Genomic DNA, 18621 nt, shown 5'->3' on the forward strand with positions numbered 1-18621 from the left:
AAAGTTAAAGATTTAATATAGTAAAAAACAACCTTGGTTATAACTCTGGAATTTCTTTAAAATAAATTTTTTCCTTATCAGAACAAACGCTATAGAACATGCCTGAATAATTATTCTTCGGATCTAAATCTTTCATATAACTTTTACAATCAAGTAAAAGCTGCTTATTTTTCTTTATAAAAGTTAATTTTTGATATTGTTTGAAAGAGTAACCATCATAGAAGTCATTAATTATATACATATCTTTTCTATAGTTTTTCGAGGGAACATAATCAGAGTTATCACCACTACCTATAGAATTATAGTTTCCTAAAGTTTGAAATATCTTATTAGTTTCCATAACTAGATTATTTTCATTATTTGTAACTATTTTCATTTGTGCCCACCCCATTTCAACACCTTCTGAAAAGATATTTTTATATATAACATAATATTTATTATCTTTTATTTTTATATAAAATTCATCTACCGAAGGCTTATAAGCAAACAATGCATAGCTGTTTTGATTTTTTGTATAATTAAATTCATTACAAATGTTTTTTAAAGTGCATTTTTTATATGAATAATAAATTGTATTAGCTGTATTAGCTGTATTAGCTGTATTAGCTGTATTAGCTGTATTAGCTGTATTAGCTGTATTAGCTGTATTAGCTGTATTGAAACATCCAGAAATTAATAAGACTAGTATTAATAATAAAGTATTTTTCATTGGGTTATCTCTATATGCATTGCACCTTCTCCAGGTTCATCCCCAGAAATAAAGCCACTAATGATACCATTAAGCTTAGCATCCTTACAGGCTTGCTTAAATTTTTTCCCTTGTGCATTCAAGTGACTATTAGTACCAAAACCATTACTATTTAATCCTATATCTACTACATTAACCTTGTTATATTGTTCAGTACTGACACAATGTTTGGAAACTTTTTTATTTTGTTTTTGTAATTCAATAATTTTCTCTACCATTTTACTAATAGTTTGTTCCTTCCTCATATTCTTGGCTTTACATTCATCTCTGACTCTTTTTACTTCTTCTCCCGGCGCAGTATACCTAATATTCTGACTATACATTGCATTAGCTTGGGATTCAGCTGTTCGAATTGTGCTTGTTATATATATTTTATTCATTCCCGCTTCTTTAGCTAAAAATGCTAATATTTTTTTGGTTTTTTCAGAAACAATATTTCGTCTCCACTCTTCATTCACGCCGCTAAATAGAACACTTACGCCTTCAACCTTAGCTACTTCTACTTTTTGAATTTTCAAATTAATCGTTGCCATACTATTTTCAATTTTTCCATCAAAAATAATTTTCTCTTTATTGGATTCCAAAACTATAATTCTAATAGATTCATTTATTACCCCCTTATGAATTTTTTTACCCAATCCATTTGCACCACTGACATGACTACGTTTTGTTCCTTTATACTCAACAATATAACTACCACCATTAAATAATTGATTAGTTTTAACGTCATAAGTTAAAACTGTAAATTCAACTTCTCTACTATCATTAACCACCATTTTGGGATGACCATCTTTACTTACCGCAGTGTTTTCATCTCTTTTAGGAGTAGAGTCATGAGTTTCCACTGGGTGCTTCTGTTTTGAGGAAGGAACGGGTTGTTTAGATTGAGCTATTTCTACAACTTTAGTCCCTATCTTTATATTTTTTGATGCTTGCTCTATTGCTGACGAGTCAACATCGATAACACGAAGCGATTTATTTTTATCAACTTTGATAGTCAATAAGTTCCGTTCATCTCTTAATTTATAATTCAGCTCGAATCCTGTCATTGCACTAACAGTTATCTTTCCATTACCATCAGTCTTTTTTTGCTTTATCTGATTTCTATATTTTTGAATTAAATTCAAATTTGTTATAGGTTTTTTCGTATCTTTATGTCTAAAAAGGATATTAAAAGTATGTAAATTAAGCTTTATCGTCTTTTCGCCCATACCTTCTTGTGCTGTAAAACGAATAATTTCTTGTTTTGAGTCTAGCCCACTAATTAAAACTGTAATCTCCTCGCCACTTAATGCTACTAAGTTATTTTCAATACCATTAGTACCTACACTATGCTTCTTTTCTGAATTTTTATATTTTAGAAAATAAGAAAAATTTGGAATCGGTTTATTTTCACTGTCTATAACTTTAATACTAAAATTAACATTTTTTTGCTGATCATTACTTTTACTTACTTTCGCGTTTTGCTCAACACTTGCTTTATTTTCTAATTTCACAGGCTCCGGTTTCTGCGAAGGAGTCGGTTGTTGGGTATGGATATCTGTTTGGGATTTGATTCCGCTTATACCATTTGCAACCACCAAAACTGCAGAATGATTTTTACCATCAGCAATTAATAGTACTGGCTTTTGATTATTATCAACAACAGGTTTTCCATCAACGGTAATCCTTGCTCCCCATCCTCCTTTCACTAAAATAGATCTAATTTTTCCTTGACTATTTGTCAATAAATTACTAAGAGTTGGCACTACTTTTGTTTTTTTGTAACCAACACTTACTGTAGAGTTAACTAATGGGCTAGCACTTTTATCTACAAATTGCACGTAAAACCGTGAAGTATCCTTGTATCTGTGCCAACTCATGTCATCATTTTCAGTACCTTTTATTTCAACTTTTTCCGTTTCAGAGTTTAAAAATGCTGGTGGATACTTATAAATTTTTGGCTGTTCTTTATGTAGTTGTGCTTGAGCTTTTGGACTCCAATATAGCACGATGCCATTTGTAAAATCCTCTTCTTGTCTATTATAAATTGGCGACACTAAATCAATAATATGCTGAGTAGATTTAGAAATTTTATTAGATTTCATTTCCAATCTAACTTGGCGAACAGCATCAGTTTCATTTGTTAAAGCATCAAAATCATCTTTTAAATATCCCATTATACTTATGTGTTTAACCCATTCACCAAAACCTATTCTATTCATTATACAATGTGCAACGGCTCTCTTTGAAATGTCTCCACAAATACCCGCTTCGCCTTTTACAGTTGCGATAAAATCAATAAATTCTTCAGAATAACTCATCGTTATTCTCCACATGGATTAGCTATTTTTTTATTAGCTAATATAGTTGATTCATTACTTGCTATTAAATTTAAACCACCATCAGGTGAAAAATAACTCATATTTTTAAAATAAGTATAATAATCAAATCTTTGTAGCAACCCATTAAATTCTTTAGTTTTTAAATTGACAATTTTTCTAGGCTTATTTGTAAACAATTTTCTTGCATAAATGACTTTCTTTTTGCTATCACTTTCGATCAAACAATTATTTTTATTATCAATGGCAATAAATTCGTCTGTGGCATCCTCTTTATTTTGACTATAGAAAAGCGTAACTGAACATGGAGACCCACATGATGTTTTTACTTTATATAAGTTTTGATTTATTTTTGAAATATTTAAAAGTTTGACACCTTTTACAACTATTTCATTCTGAACATTTACAGTTCTCACAATGTCACAACTAGAATTATATTCATCCTTACATTTTGCAGAAACTACAAAAGTATCGTCATTTGCATGTATATTAAAGCTAAAAATAATTCCGCTTAATAAAAAAATTGATATAAAAGTCTTTTTCATATTAAATCCTGTAACTTCTGTTATTTTTCGTTTAAATATTTCAATCATATTCTATCCTATAGTTACTTCCATAAATATCTTCATCACTTAGGTATTAAAACCTTCATCTTAGATATGCCGAGCCATATGCTTAAATGTTAACAATTAACTGTAAAGATATATAAAAAGTGAACTTATGTTAGGTTTCTTATAAAATTTTAAATCTTTTCTTATTTTTTCAAATATTAAAAAATAGAAAAGGTTATAAAGAACCCTATATCAATTATTTATCCTTATAAAATAGATTATTTTTGGTATCTAAAACTTCATCGGAATAAAGATAATATTTTCCTTTCTTAAAGACTACTTTTCCTAACTTTTCACCACTTTGAACTTTAAAGAAATATAGTTCGTTATTTTTCTCTTTCACTTTACATATATAAGATTTATCAACCTGAAAGCCAGCAACAGAATACTCACACTTTTTGGGTGTTAGCGTTAAAACCGATTCTATCGTCGCAATATTACCACTCGGCAACTCTTCTGAACTATAATAATGATAATTACCATTCCACTTATCTACATTTGCAAATGTATTAGTAGAAAGAGCTAGCAATAATAAACAAAAAATTTTCATTTAATTAATTTATAAATAATCAAGTTAAACTATTATAACCAAATTACAAAATCTAGAGAAATATATGAAATCTAACTGTCAGTATGTAAAACCTAAAGATAAGGCTTATTCATAGATTACATTATTATAGAGATTTCTTAGGATGTTAAGGGAGAACATCTATGATTTACTTCAATCTTCAATAGTAATAACTTTGTAAGTTATAATCTTATGCTATAAAATTTTAATTTATAGCATTATAATTTAAATCGAGATCCTTTAGGTGAGTAAACATTCAGGTTATACATTTTCGTACATGCTACTCTTTTCGATCCTTATCACATATTTGAGATATAGTTTAGTCAGCATCCTATAAGATTGTTTAGCTAAGAAAAGCTAATTTTAATATTTTTATACAGTTATGATCTCCATTCATTTAACCACTATAGACACAATCTGTGTCCAGTGAAGTATGATGTGTCTAGTAAAATTTACCACTCTACTTTTAGATTAAAAAATTCCACCTCTCTTTCCAACTATTTACACTTATTCGTTATATTGAACTTTGGGGATTTATTAAAACTTACTAAGGTAAAACTTCTATCGATGAAGTTTTCTGAATCTTCATTGGGAGCATGAAAAATCCACTCTGAAATACCATTATTTTTTAAAGTAACATCAAAGTTAAAATTACTTCCCATATTCTTATCTTGGAAATACACCTCATACTCATTAGGATTAGTTTTCAATATTTTAGTTACTTTATAAAATGGTTGATCAGGAGTATCAAATGAGAATTTAATTAATTGATTCTTTTGATCAAAGTTCACAAAATTGATGTTAGTTGAATTTTTTTTCCTATTCGCCTCCACACTACACTCATATATCCACTTATCTTTTTTATCTTTATAAATATAATAATTATTACTGTCCTGAAATTTTAAAAAAAATTCACTAATGTTATTAGCAAAAGAAATACTAGGAAGCATCAATAAAAAATACAAAAAAACAATTTTCATTTACAAATACCTACGCTGATAATATTCTTAGCCTTATTTTTAGCAATAGAAAAGAACGATAAGTCTTCAATCCTCTTATTTCCTAAATAAGCATCCCATTTATAGACATCACTATTATTAATCTTTTTTATTTTATAAGTATATACAATATTATATGGATTACGAACCTCTAATATATGTTCATTTTTGTTCATTTTTTCCTTAAGAATTAAATATTCTGTACTCTCTGGTAATGCTAAATGTAAAGATTTATCTGTTAAGGTTATGTTCTCAAGTTCTTCAGTTGATTCACTTTTACAAAGCCTAACAAATTCCCCTTTCTTCTTATCAATCATAATATAATCACCCGTAGGAATTTTTGCTCCAGTAGGAAATGCTACTATTATAAGTACTAACAAACTTATTAGTTTCTTCATCATCATACTAATTTCTTCTAACTTGTGTCATCGTATAAGTGCTTCCATTATAAGCTGTTTTACCCCGTAAAAATCCATTAATTATATAAAGCTTGTTACTATTACTTGTTCCTTTTTCTTTATGGCGTGTTCCTACATCATAAAAACGATAGTAAACTTTTCCATTTTCACATCCTCGCCCTACAACTACAATAAAATGATCTGTTGTTCCTTCATTAACCCCATATCCAAGTTTATGATCTACACCAATCATAACAGGATGACCAACATTAAGTTCTTTATCCAAATAATTCAATCCATTTTGAAAATTTGATGTTGCTTCAATTGTAGAATGATTCGAATTTTCCAAAGCTACTTGAAATAGTCCAGTTGGTGAACCAGCTGATGAACTAAGCTTGCTATTTTTCAAAATTAATACACATGTCCGAGCACAAGCTACATTTGGTCTAGGTTGGGTAAATTGAGAAATCCACTCTACAGATGCACTCAAATCTACATGTTTTGTTTGGCAATTCGGACATATATCTTGTATAGGCTGTACAGGTTTAATTGAACAAGCGAAATTATTTTCTTTATTTTTACTGTCTAAACCTGTAGTAAGATGTTTATTTATTTCTTGAGTAACCTCCCAGATATATGTCTTCCCATCCTCAAACCCCCTTATAGGAATTTTTTTCTTATTCTTATCTAATTTAAAATTACCATTCTTATCTTTTCTATAAGCAAAAATATTTTGATATTCTCCTTTTTCCTTCATAAAAGCAGGATTAGCATGATAAGCACTTCTCTCACTACCACCCTCATATAAAATATCATTTGGCTTATTTTTACCAGACAATAAAGCATTAGGATAATTAATATACAAATACATATCTGTTAATGACTTCATTAATTTATGCCGATCAGATCTCGTGAAATGTTGTTTAACGAGATCTAATTGTTGAGCCCCGCTCATTTTAGTAAGTCTTTCTACCGAGATATTATTTAAATCTTTTCTAACATCTGGACCAAATTGAATAAGGCCATAATAACCTAAACCATTAGGTTGGGCTGGATCAAATGATCCACCTGTTTCCAAATGCATACATGCCATTAAATAATTAGCCATATTTTTAGTATCATTTGGCCACATATCTTTACAAATCTGTATAACCTTTTTTCTAAACTCACAATTTACAAATTTTGTAGTTTTCCCCCAAATTAAATCATAATCTTTACAAACACATCCACTTAAACTTGCTACAGCTACTGGTTTTTTATCTTCATTATGTTCTTGCTGTACTTCAATTTTTTTAGTGGGTGCGGTTGACGTTTTCTGTTGAGGAATTGATTTAGAATCCGATGCCGTTGACTGCTCTTTTTTGGTCACAGGTGGTTGTGGTTGTGGTTGTGGTTGTGGTTGTGGTTTAGTCTGCCCAACCTTTGGTTCTGCAGTTTTATTTGTTGTATCTGTTTGTGGAGCAATACTTGTTGATTTACTCTTTCTATCAATAGAAACTGTTCCCGTTTTCTTATGTGGGGGCACTTTAACAGTCATATTTTCATCAAGCTTAATTATTGCATCTGCGTTCCCTTCAACTATATCAATATTTTCATTTTGATATATTTCATGTGGAGATTTTATATTTGGATTCAAAGCTAATAAAGCGGAAACAGTTGTATGATGCTCTTTTGCTATTTTAGATAATGTATCTCCACTTTTAACTTTGTATGTTCCTCTCCAATATTTACCTTGTTTTTGATGAGGTAATAGAGTTACATCAAATTTCATTTTTGGACTAATAAGCTTTACTTTTATATTTTTACTTGGGGTATGTACTTTACCAATTTCTTTCAGAGTATTATCTATATCCTTTCTTACAAAAATAGTTAGTGTATTTCCTCCCACATATTTAAGTGTGATTTCACCTTGTGCATTTGTATTACCTTTTTTTACCAAATCCTTCCCATTCTTAATTTCGTAATATAAATTAGGAATAGGTTTATGTGTTAAATCATGTAATGTAAAAGTAATATTATAAAGTTTATGTTTTAATTCCGTATTCATCTTTTTTTAACCGTATATATTTATTTAATATCTTGATTTTGAGATTCAACTTGAGAAACTTCTTCTTCAATTTCAACAACCCAATCCGTATTTGTATCCACAAAAACTTCAGCAGGTTCTGAAGAATCAGAACTAATTCGTGCAGTACGACCATTCTCATCCAAAGAGCCAGTCGAAACTCGTCCATTTTTAAACTTAGCTACATAAGACAATCTAGATAAATCAAAATCCCAAAATAAATCATAAACATCTAATTTATTACTATACATCATGGTACTTGGCAGTTGAGGAACCTCATAAGAAACCTTGGCTCCACCCGTAAATAAATGCTGCCCAGCTTTACTTTCAAACTTACCGCCTGTTGTTGAAAACACGCCATTGGCATTAATTTTGAGCTGTGACCCACCTGCGGTTAATACAATTTCTTTTGGACTCGTAAGCTCGATTTTATCTTCAGTAGAAATGAGCTTAATGACCTTCTTGGCAATTGCTTCAATGGCATCGTCTTGTGCTTGTAGTTCGAGCTTTCCTTTTGCTGCATAAGCACGCAAACCCTTTTGCGCGGCAAACAAACTAATTTTGTCTTGTGCATGCCCAATAATATTTTTCTGTGCGCTGAAATTAATTGAACCGCTGGCACTTTGGGCAATATCTTGCGACGCTTGCAAAATAATATTTTCAGGTGTCGTCAAAGCAATACCATTGGGTGATGCTAATAACATCAAGGCTTGTCTAAAGATTTTGCCTTGTTCTTGCTGTTTAGTATTGGAACTACTTTCTAAACCTTGGGTATAACCCTCCATAAAGCCTTGCAAAGAACTCAATGCTTTAGAAGGTGATACTTCTAATTTACTGCCTTTACTAAATGTTCCACATACACTCATCATGTCAAAGTCTTTAGTCTCGACATTTCCTAAGACTTTTCCAACCTCTTTAATACTTTCAAATGGATTTTTATGAATCTGGTCTTTAATGCTGGCAAGCTTACCTTTAACGATGTCGGCACCATGTTCTTCAACGTTTTCGATGAACGCTTTTAAATTTTCCACCGCATCTTTAGCATCGCTAAAGAAAGCATTAAATTCGTCTACAACGCCTTTTGCATTTCCACCTAGTGCACCAATGTCTTGAATAAAGCCCCCACAGCTTTTTAGTGCATGAATAGGATCGTTATTAATCCCTTCTTTAAACAGGTTCACCGTACTATCTAATGCCTGTCCTGTAGTTTTTAGCTCAAGCGACTGGATAAATTTGGGTAAGCGATTAATCACATTCAAAGCATCAGTTTGTTGCTTGGCTGCAACTTCACTGAGCATTTTCATGCTTTCATAGCCTTGTGAAAGTAAAGATTGTGCTTGTGCAGCCTCTAAATGATCTGCAATCGCCTGCTCTTGTGCATAGGTGCTAATGAGCATGCCTTTACCTGCACGCACAGCACCCCAAGCGTCTGTTCTAAGCTCAAAGCCTTCACCACGGCCTTGACTCGTCTCTTGTTCTTTCGGATGGCTTAAATTGCCCAAATTCAATTGTGTCGCTGCATGACTACTTTGGAGTTGAGTACTGATTTGCCCTGTTGTGTCATCAAAGCGTAATTGGTTAAAGCCACTACCACTGATTTCCTGACTACGAATACCACTCAGTTTTTTAGTCGCAGGAAGCTGGCCTTTTACATCGAACTTAGTTGGTGAACGCTGTGCCTCATGGATCCGTCCCGTCACAAATGGGCGGTCAATGTTGCCATCAAAGAAGTCAATGACAACCACTTCACCAATACGTGGCAAGAAACGTGCGCCATAGCCTTCTCCAGCCCAAGGAGTCAGTACATCCACCCAAGCCGAGTCGGTATCATTGTCATTACTACCCGCACCACCGTCATGACCATGATCATCACTACGGGTAAATAGAAAACGTACTTTAATGCGCCCCCATTCATCAACATGAATGGTTTCTCCTTGTGGTCCCACGACTTTTGCTCGTTGTGGGTACGCAATTGGGCGATGCTGTTCTGGATTATATTCAGGTGCGGTTTTGATTTGACGGCGTATTAGGGTCAGCTCATTACCTTGACGCTCTATATCGTCATAACCATGTTGATCCCAACGACTTTGGGTTAACAACTGGTTGACTTGCTGATATAAATCTTTAGGCAAGTTGTTTTGGTTATAGAAATTTTTAGCAATGATCAAGAACTCTTGATCTGCTCCTTCGTGCTGATCAATTTCAGGGTGCTCTCGTAGATTAAACCAATAACCGACTTGGCTATCGCGGACACGACTATAGGCTTTAAAGTATTTGGCCCGACTCGCATGCATGTCCGTGAAGTGCTGATTTAATTTTTCTAGTTGACCATTACCTGAAGCCGTTGCCTGATCTTCCCCTTTTAAATCTTGCATCCAAGCTGGGCTGACGTGCCATGCTTGCTCAAGACTTAAGGTGGCTGAGTCGAAGCTGTCTGAATGTGTATGCGTAGTAACAACTGAACCATTACCCTCTTCTTGTGCAAGGGCATCGGGTTGCCAGCGCTGCACATGTACCGCTGTCGGTTGCAAACTTCGCACCGCAACAAAACCAGTAATACTATCTTGATATTCGGTTGCACTACTTCTGTGATAGCGAATACTACGACGCGCTAAAGCTTGGTACTGGCTATTGTCATCAATGAGTCTAAGTTTCTGAGCTTGTATGGGCGCAGTAAAATGAGGAACAAAAAGCTCTGATTCATCAATGAGCCAACTAATACCTTCACTTCGCCATAAGCGCGTAAGAAAGTCATAGTCAGACTCATTGTGCTGCATGGTGAAAGGTCGAATATCATAGTTTTGACTTAACCCGCCCAAATCAAGACTTAAACTCGCAGCAAAAAGTGGACTTTTTTCTTGCCATTCTTTAAATAAAACTTCGGTAATTTCTACGATACTTTTATTCATAAAAACACGACTATTACGGCGTTTGTGCCATAAATTAGTCGCATCTTCTAAAGTCAGCTTATAAAGCGTTAAAGCACCATCACTTTGTCCATAACTGGCTTCAGTCACAATCCCAGTTGTTCGGAACAATTGGCCCGAATCTGTGACCTGATCAACAGCAACCTGAACGCCAATAAATTGCTTCAGTGCAATTTGGGCATTGGTTGAAAGGCAGATCAACTCTGCCATCAGGCCACCATTCAACTGATGTTGGCCTTCTATACGTTGTAAGAATACTTGATTATTGAGTAGTTCATTAGAAAACTGTACATGGATAGCACGTTTCTGAGCATTTAGCCCTATTTTTTCCAAGACGCTGAATATATTAAAAAGCATTTTTTTATAATCATAAGGATATATAAACGGCTGCACTTTATAAAAAACAGAACTATCTGTCTACAAAATTATGCATTATTTCTATCAATTTTTCTTATATTCTCACTTATTCGAATGTGATTAAAAAAAACCCAACTTAAGTTGAGCTTTTTTTAATCACCTTAAACTCACTTTTTAGCAGTCTTAAATACTGGATAAAAACGGAATAACTGCCATAAACATACTAATAATAGCAAAAGGAAATAAACCAACGACCAAACTGGTAACGATTGACCTAAAAAGGTCCAGTCAATTGCAGCACATTCACCTGAACCAGAAAGCACTTCTTGCAAAACTGCTTTCATCGGTAAGGCATCAATTAAATAATTTAAACCCGGTCCACAACTCGGTACTTGATCTGCGGGTAAATGTTGTATCCACACATGACGCCCTGCCACCCCGACTGACCATAAAATTGCGATGCCAGCCAAAAATGCATAAAAGCGTTTAATCGCATTGGAAACTGGATTATGCAAAAAAGCGACGAGCGCCACAAAACCCATTGCCATTAAGCCAACACGTTGAAAAATACAGAGCGGACATGGCTCTAAACCTTTTACATGTTCCAAATACAACGCAAAAGACATGCCGACAATACTTGCTAAAACAAGTAGCCCACTCACCAAACGGTAACTTAATCGCATGTAAAACCTCGTTTTATTATCGATATTGTTCAAGATATTGGTCAAAACTGACCTGAGTATCTTGCTCAAGTTGTTCTTGCTGCTGTAACGACTGTGCAGCCAATTGTTCAAAATGTTTCAAAGTTTCCACACTAAGCTCATGCTCTTCATAACTTTCAGCATGTAATTGCGCCATGTGGCTACCAAAACTCCAAGTTCCACCATGTTTTAACGTATCGTCAATGACATGGGCAGATAAAGTCTCATCAACTTCATCAATTCGTGCTTGCATGATCGCTAATGCTGAACCATACAAGTCTGTTGCATAGGTCTGATCGAGTAGCTGTGCACAATCTTGCATGTTAGCAATATATAAACGTGCCCAATCTTCGATGTGATATGACCCTGTTAAATCTGTAATGGTTGCATTCGGTGCCCGACCTCGGTTTACCACCTCAGTCTGATTTTTCTCAACCAAGTCTTGCTCTGGACCTAACAGGTCTGGGCTGTCACTTAGCAAACAATAAAGTGCTAACACTTCAAGGAAGCCTGCTGTCGTTTCATCAACACCAATTGCCGAATATGGGTTTACATCAACAGCACGTAACTCAACATATCCCACCCCTCGATTTTTCAAGGCTTGTGACGGCGTTTCACCTTTTTGAGGCACCTGTTTTGGACGTACAAGACTGTAATATTCATTCTCGATCTGCAAAACATGATCATTGATTTGCAACGGCTCACCAGAGGCATCATTTAACCCTAAACAGCTAAATGGCGGGTAAGGAGAATGAACAGCTTTTTGTAAACCATCCAGATAGCCAGTCAAATTATTGTAATGAATACCTAAGCTTTTTTGGGCTGAGTTTTGATAGCCCAATCGCCCCATACGTAAAGCTGTAGCATACGGTAAATAGTATGAACCTTTGATTAAAGGCAACAACTGATGTTTATGTCCGGTCAAGAAACAACGACATACCGTTGGGCTTGCACCCACTAAAAACATAACCAGTGGCGTTAAACGAATAAAATTACGAACGAGACCAAAATAACGATGGCTGCGATAATCCTGCAAACTTAATGATTTTAATTGTTCGTCAGTTTCATGAGCTTGTAACTCAGCAAAAAGTGTATCTGGAAAAGATAAATTGTAATGCACGCCTGAAATGGTCTGCATGCGGCGACCATATCGAATTCCCAACCCACGGCGGTATAGTGTTTTAAAACGACCAATATTAGAGGTACCGTATTGTGCTAGACGAATCCGTTCTTCATTATCGTCTAACATACATGGCATAGACAGCGGCCAGAGTTTCTCACCATTTTCTAAATGACGATGCACAACCGCATGAATATCGGTGAGCTCATGTAAAGCTTCACCAATGGTTGGCTTTGGAGAAGTAATAAACTCCATTAATGCTTCTGAATAATCAGTCGTAATTTGCGGATGTGTTAAAGCTGAACCTAATGCTTTTGGATGTAACTCTTGCGATAAGAACCCATTACTTTGCATACGTAGGCTTTCACGCTCTATTCCACGTAACATGCCTTGTAGTAGCGACGAATCCACCCAAGCAGGAATAACTGATTGAGATGGTGTAGTGGGTTGACTCATGCATTTGCTCGCTTATTAAAGATCACTATATACAAAATTGTGAGATGATACGGCTATTTATATACTCACATCATTCCAGTTTGGCAATTTTTATCACAATCTTGTTATTTAAGACACGAAAGAATTGTGATTTTATTGAAGAATAATTGCTAAAGAGTTGTCAATATCATGAACGAACAAGACATTTTAAACTTCTGGTTTTCTCCTGAACACCGTTCACTTTGGTTTGCAAAAAGTGATGATTTTGACAAAAAAATCCGTGAAAATTTTTCTGACGTTCATCGACAGGCAACTCAAGCAGAACTGTGGTCTTGGCGAAAAACACCGGAAGGCCGTTTGGCAGAGATTATTGTACTAGACCAGTTTTCTCGCAACATTTATCGTGATCAGCCGCAATCTTTTGCCTATGACAGCTTGGCATTAGCTTTGGCGCAAGAAACCATTAGCTTGCAACTAGATGCACAGCTTAATCCAGAGCAACGTTCTTTTTTATATATGCCGTTTATGCATAGTGAATCAAAATTGATTCATGAGTTTGCCTTGAAACTATTTCAACGCCTCGGCAATGAAATTAATTTAAGTTTTGAGAAAAAGCATAAAGTCATTATTGATCGCTTTGGACGCTATCCTCATCGAAATACCATTCTCGGGCGTGTTTCCACTCCAGAGGAAAGCGAATTTTTATTAGAACCGAACAGTAGTTTTTAAAACTTCTTAATTTTTAATACTGAGTCATTTATTTTTTAATGCTCAGCTGGGAGTTCATCATGAAATATCTCTCTCTTTGTTTAGCCTTAGGCACTGCCTTAACTTTAACTGCGTGTGCAACGACTCCAAGTAAACCAAAAACCTTTGATCAGCTTGGCCAGTTTTCAGCATATCCTCTAAATGCCCAAACGTTCCGTATTAGTTTTCAAGCCGACCCAAATATGAGTTATGGCAGAGCTGAAGAAATTACCTTGGTGAAAGCAGCACAAACGACGATACAAAAAGGTTTCCGCTTTTTTAAAGTGCAAAATGATCCAAGTAATCAGAGCCAGAAACCGCCACGTCAGGCTGTGGTTTATCCATCAGCTCCAAGCTTTTACCCATATGGTTATGGTCGTCGCTACCCAGGTTTCTGGCATGATCCGTTCTATGATTACCCACAAGTGGTCAATATCGACCCTGTTCAAGTGTCGTATACTATTGAATGTTATCGGGATCAAAAGCAGGCTCCACAGGATGCTTTTGATGCAACCTTGATCTTGAAGTCAATCGGACAAAAATATGGATTGAGTCCGACAGGAGAGCTGTTGCCACCGCCTGAGCCTCCAGTAAAACAAAAATGAACAGGATAAATTTATGAACATGGCAGAAGAAGTTCACCACGTGCCCAGTCTTAAACGTAGCAAATATTTTGCTACTCTGGCGCTTATTATTGTCGTTGTGCTGTGGATTGCACTGATGGTGGCTGATCGTTTTCTGCCAGAGTACACAAGTTTTATTCATATTTTAATGTTAGGGGCAGAAGCCGGTGTAGTCGGTGGTTTAGCCGACTGGTACGCGATTACCGTTCTATTTCGGAACCCATTTGGTAAGCTTCCGATCCCTAAGTTTTTACGCGACCACACCGAAATTATTCCGCGCAACAAGGCTCGCATTGCAGAGTCAATGGGACGTTTTGTGCAGGAGAATTTCCTATCGCCTCAAGTGGTCGAACGTAGCTTAGAAAAAACTGACTTAAGCCTCGCAATTGGTCAATGGTTAGCAAGCCCACAAAACAATACGCAAGTGGTGCAGCTCATTCAGCAAACCGTACCGAAAATTTTTGAGTTTGTTAGCCAAGATCAAATTGCCAATTTTGTGCAAAACAATAGTGTGCAATGGGTACGTAATACTGAAGTCAATAAACTCGCAAGTGAAATGCTACGCGCGGTATTGGAAAATGACTTCCACCAAGACGTTTTACAGCGTGGACTCGATATCGCCCATGATTGGGTGGTACAAAACCCAGACAAAACCCGTGAATTAACCCGAAAAATGTTTAAAGCGCTTGGTGTCTGGTCACTTGCAAAAGGTGCAAGCTGGATTGGTATTGATGTTCAACAACGTACCATCGACTCACTCGTTGAAAAAGTAGAATCGATGCTGGCAGATGATGAGCATCCATGGCGACAAGAAATTGAAACCATTGCCCACTCTCTCATGCTTGAGCTGGCAAAACCAGACAGCGTTGCTAGCCAACGTCTCAACAGCGGTAAAGATGCCCTTCTCGATAGTCCACAAGTCCTAAATTTCATCAGTGGTGCTGTTACGATTTTGTGTAATGCCATTAAAGAAGATTTAATGAAAGAAGACTCTGGCATTGCAATGAATCTTAGAGCTGCTATTCAGCAACTAGGTGAAAACCTTGTTCAAAATGCTAAAGTACGTGAAGTGCTAAACAAAGAAATGACAGGTCTTGCGCTGAATTTTACAGATCAATATAGCCATAAAATCATCCGCTATGTCAGCGAACGCATTCATGAATGGGATTCGCGCGAAATGATTGGAAAAATTGAAAATGAAGTCGGTGGTGACTTACATATGATTCGAGTAAATGGCGTTGTAGTCGGTGCATTTATTGGTTTAACACTCGGTGTAATCCGGGCAGTGATTGAATCAATTTTATAACTTTAAATATTTTTAATAAGAGAACAATATGCTACAGCTGCAGTCAAAATTGGCCACTCAAGGCGTGACTATTTTTAGCACCATGACGGCAATGGCACATCGTCTAGGTGCACTCAACCTGTCACAAGGCTTTCCAGATTTTCCGGCGCCACAGGCCTTACTGGAAGCCCTATCTCAGGCGACTTTAGCTGGGCATAATCAATACCCACCCGGGGATGGTATTCTCGGTTTACGCGAGCAACTCGCTTTACAATTTCAGCAGCGTGAGCAACTTCAACTTGACCCTGTAACGCAAATCACGATTACTCCTGGCGCGACCATTGCAATTTTTTGTGCCATACAGGCCTGCATCAATGCAGGTGATGAAGTCATTATTTTTGACCCAAGTTATGACAGCTATGGCCCTTCTGTGCAGTTAGCAGGTGGTAAAGCAGTTCATATTGCACTTGAAGCACCTGACTTTAAGGTGAACTGGCAGCAAGTTAAAGATTTGATTAATGACAAAACCCGTATGATTGTGGTGAATACCCCCCATAATCCAACAGGTACCATCTGGGCAAAACAGGATTGGTTAGAGCTTATTGCACTGATTCAAGATAAAAACATTGTGGTTTTATCCGATGAAGTCTATGAACACTTAGTCTTTGATAATCAACAACACTTTAGTGCTTTACATTTTCCAGAGCTCAGAGAGCGTAGTTTTGTGATTGGGTCTTTTGGGAAAACCTTTCATGTGACCGGCTGGAAAACAGGTTATTGCGTCGCTTCACCTGAGTTAATGCGTTTATTCCGCCAGATTTACCAATATGCGAACTTCTGTGGCACGACACCTTGTCAGATTGCTCTAGCGCAATATATGCAACAACATCCAGAACATATTCAAGAGCTTTCGCAGTTTTATCAAACTAAGCGAGATCGATTTAATCAGGCGATTCACCATAGCCGTTTCTTGCTAAAACCGTCTCAAGGTACGTATTTTCAAAACCTTGATTACAGTCAAATTAGACCCGACTTAAACGATGTTGAAATGTGCCAGTTTCTTGCCGAGCAACATAAAATTGTGGCTATTCCTGTTTCAGTTTTCTACCAGCAAGCGCCCGAGTCTTTACGCCTCATTCGTTTCTGCTTTGCTAAAAATGATGAGACATTGCAAAAAGCAGGAGAAATCTTGAATGAATGTTAATAAATTTAGCCACTTAGCACAGTAAAAACACTACAAGTTATTCGCTCCAACTATGCTAAGTTGAATGTCTGCCCCGCTCATCAAAGAGATGGGCGATGGAGAACACATGCCACCAAGACAGTCTTTAATTCACCAGCAAAATCTATGGAAAACATTTTTCGTTTTCTTGCTCCCCCTCATTGCAACCAATATTTTGCAAAACTTGTCGGGGACGATTAACACTATCTTCGTTGGCCAAATGATGGGAGTTGATGCGATTGCTGCCGTCTCAGTTTTTTTCCCTATTTTATTCTTGCTCCTTGCTTTTATTATCGGGATTTCAACGGGTACTACTGTTTTAGTAGGGCAAGCGTGGGGCGCGCAAAATATTGAAAAAGTCCAAAGTGTGGTGGGTTCTACCCTCTTTATGACACTGATTGGTGGGGTAATTACTGCGATTATCGGCGTGTTTTTTGCCCACGACATTTTAGAGTTATTGGGTACTGACCCCAAGGTAATGCATCTGGCTTTGCCTTATGTGCAATGGATGCTGGCGGGTAGCCCGCTTCTGTTTGTTTATATTATCTATACTTCAATTTTACGTGGTGTGGGTGACAGTACCACGCCTTTACTTGCATTGGCTTTAACCAGTGTAATTGGCTTAGTGATTACCCCGATATTGCTTAAAGGTTATTTTGGCTTACCAGCTCTGGGAATTATTGCTCCAGCAATTGCAACGATCACGGGTTATGTTGCTATCTTAATTTTTCTGGCAATTTATCTGAACAAGAAAAATCATCCACTTCGGCCGAATCGTCAGCTTCTGCAACATATCCGTCACAATCCAGAACTAAGCAAAATCATTTTGCGCTTAGGCGTTCCAACCGGCATTCAAATGATTACCACCTCAATGGCTGGCTTGGTTATTGTTGGGTTGGTTAACCATTACGGTTCACATGCTACAGCAGCGTATGGTGCAGTGAATCAGGTGCTCAATTACATCCAGTTCCCTGCCTTGTCGATCTCAATTGCAGCTTCAATTTTTGCAGCACAAGCGATTGGTGCAGGCAAATCAGATCTGTTAGCACGAGTAACCCGCACAGCTTTGGGAATGAACTTTTTATTTACAGGTACCTTAATTGCACTTGGCTATCTATTTTCAAAATATTTAATGGCTTTGTTCATTACCGACCCAACTGTGGTGGTGTTAGGGCAGCAACTTTTATTTATTGTACTTTGGGCAATTTTATTCTTTGGTGCAGGTGCCATTTTTGCATCGATCATGCGTGCCAGTGGAACCGTGACTGTCCCAATGCTACTTAATATTTCTGCTATTTTATTTATTGAAATTCCATGTGCTTACTGGTTTAGCTCAATGTGGGGGCTTAAAGGAATCTGGGTTGCCTATGCCTTGGCATTTGTGAGTTTATGTATTATTCAAGGGCTCTATTACCAATTCATCTGGAAGAAAAAGAAGATCAAAGTTCTTATTTAGAACTAATAAATTCTTATAAAAAAAGCCATCATTTGATGG

Annotated in this window: 15 protein-coding genes; 5 read left to right on the plus strand and 10 right to left on the minus strand. The window is 36.2% G+C overall.

Annotation, left to right across the window (positions count from 1 at the left end; all coding sequences use genetic code 11):
• Positions 1–37 precede the first annotated feature (37 nt).
• From WA249_RS05040 to gshA, 10 genes are all read right to left on the minus strand, one after another.
• Positions 38–709 (minus strand): hypothetical protein, encoded by a 672-nt coding sequence (locus WA249_RS05040; RefSeq protein ID WP_336166736.1) that lies wholly within the window; start codon positions 707–709, stop codon positions 38–40.
• Positions 706–3051, minus strand: a complete 2346-nt coding sequence (locus WA249_RS05045; RefSeq protein ID WP_336166737.1) for a hypothetical protein — start codon at positions 3049–3051, stop codon at positions 706–708. The genes WA249_RS05040 and WA249_RS05045 overlap by 4 nt, the downstream gene beginning before the upstream one ends.
• A gap of 2 nt (positions 3052–3053) precedes the next feature.
• Complete coding sequence (locus tag WA249_RS05050) at positions 3054–3662, minus strand: hypothetical protein (RefSeq protein WP_336166738.1); 609 nt, start codon at positions 3660–3662, stop codon at positions 3054–3056.
• Between the two features lie 214 nt (positions 3663–3876).
• Positions 3877–4230 (minus strand): DUF5991 domain-containing protein, encoded by a 354-nt coding sequence (locus WA249_RS05055; RefSeq protein ID WP_336166739.1) that lies wholly within the window; start codon positions 4228–4230, stop codon positions 3877–3879.
• A gap of 515 nt (positions 4231–4745) precedes the next feature.
• Positions 4746–5228: a hypothetical protein gene (locus WA249_RS05060; protein ID WP_336166740.1), complete on the minus strand. Its 483-nt coding sequence runs from the start codon at positions 5226–5228 to the stop codon at positions 4746–4748.
• Positions 5225–5650, minus strand: coding sequence for a hypothetical protein (locus WA249_RS05065; RefSeq protein ID WP_336166741.1), 426 nt, complete (start codon positions 5648–5650; stop codon positions 5225–5227). Before WA249_RS05065 ends, WA249_RS05060 begins: the two co-directional genes overlap by 4 nt.
• A 1-nt stretch (position 5651) precedes the next feature.
• Positions 5652–7691 (minus strand): LysM peptidoglycan-binding domain-containing protein, encoded by a 2040-nt coding sequence (locus WA249_RS05070; protein ID WP_336166742.1) that lies wholly within the window; start codon positions 7689–7691, stop codon positions 5652–5654.
• 20 nt (positions 7692–7711) lie between these two features.
• A complete protein-coding gene (locus WA249_RS05075) occupies positions 7712–10993 on the minus strand; it encodes a type VI secretion system Vgr family protein (RefSeq protein ID WP_336166744.1) in 3282 nt (1093 codons plus the stop codon).
• Positions 10994–11160: 167 nt separating this feature from the next.
• Positions 11161–11676: a disulfide bond formation protein B gene (locus WA249_RS05080; RefSeq protein WP_004790111.1), complete on the minus strand. Its 516-nt coding sequence runs from the start codon at positions 11674–11676 to the stop codon at positions 11161–11163.
• 16 nt (positions 11677–11692) lie between these two features.
• Positions 11693–13270 carry a glutamate--cysteine ligase gene (gene gshA, locus WA249_RS05085; protein ID WP_336166747.1) on the minus strand — a complete coding sequence of 526 codons (1578 nt, stop codon included), beginning with the start codon at positions 13268–13270 and terminating at the stop codon, positions 11693–11695.
• Positions 13271–13438: 168 nt separating this feature from the next.
• Here gshA and WA249_RS05090 point away from each other — a divergent pair, with 168 nt between their 5' ends.
• The 5 genes from WA249_RS05090 (at position 13439) to WA249_RS05110 (ending at position 18582) form a co-directional block, all read left to right on the plus strand.
• Positions 13439–13978 (plus strand): DUF924 family protein, encoded by a 540-nt coding sequence (locus WA249_RS05090; protein WP_336166749.1) that lies wholly within the window; start codon positions 13439–13441, stop codon positions 13976–13978.
• A 59-nt stretch (positions 13979–14037) separates the two neighbouring features.
• Positions 14038–14601 (plus strand): CC0125/CC1285 family lipoprotein, encoded by a 564-nt coding sequence (locus WA249_RS05095; RefSeq protein ID WP_151767080.1) that lies wholly within the window; start codon positions 14038–14040, stop codon positions 14599–14601.
• 13 nt (positions 14602–14614) lie between these two features.
• The gene (locus WA249_RS05100) at positions 14615–15925 is read left to right on the plus strand and encodes a DUF445 domain-containing protein (protein ID WP_336166753.1); all 1311 of its coding nucleotides are present in this window, start codon (positions 14615–14617) and stop codon (positions 15923–15925) included.
• Between the two features lie 28 nt (positions 15926–15953).
• Complete coding sequence (locus WA249_RS05105; protein ID WP_336166755.1) at positions 15954–17108, plus strand: pyridoxal phosphate-dependent aminotransferase; 1155 nt, start codon at positions 15954–15956, stop codon at positions 17106–17108.
• A gap of 106 nt (positions 17109–17214) precedes the next feature.
• Complete coding sequence (locus tag WA249_RS05110; RefSeq protein ID WP_225623387.1) at positions 17215–18582, plus strand: MATE family efflux transporter; 1368 nt, start codon at positions 17215–17217, stop codon at positions 18580–18582.
• The last annotated feature ends 39 nt before the right edge of the window (positions 18583–18621 follow it).

The organism is Acinetobacter sp. 161(2023) (genome assembly GCF_037027805.1).
In the GTDB taxonomy this organism is placed as follows: domain Bacteria; phylum Pseudomonadota; class Gammaproteobacteria; order Pseudomonadales; family Moraxellaceae; genus Acinetobacter.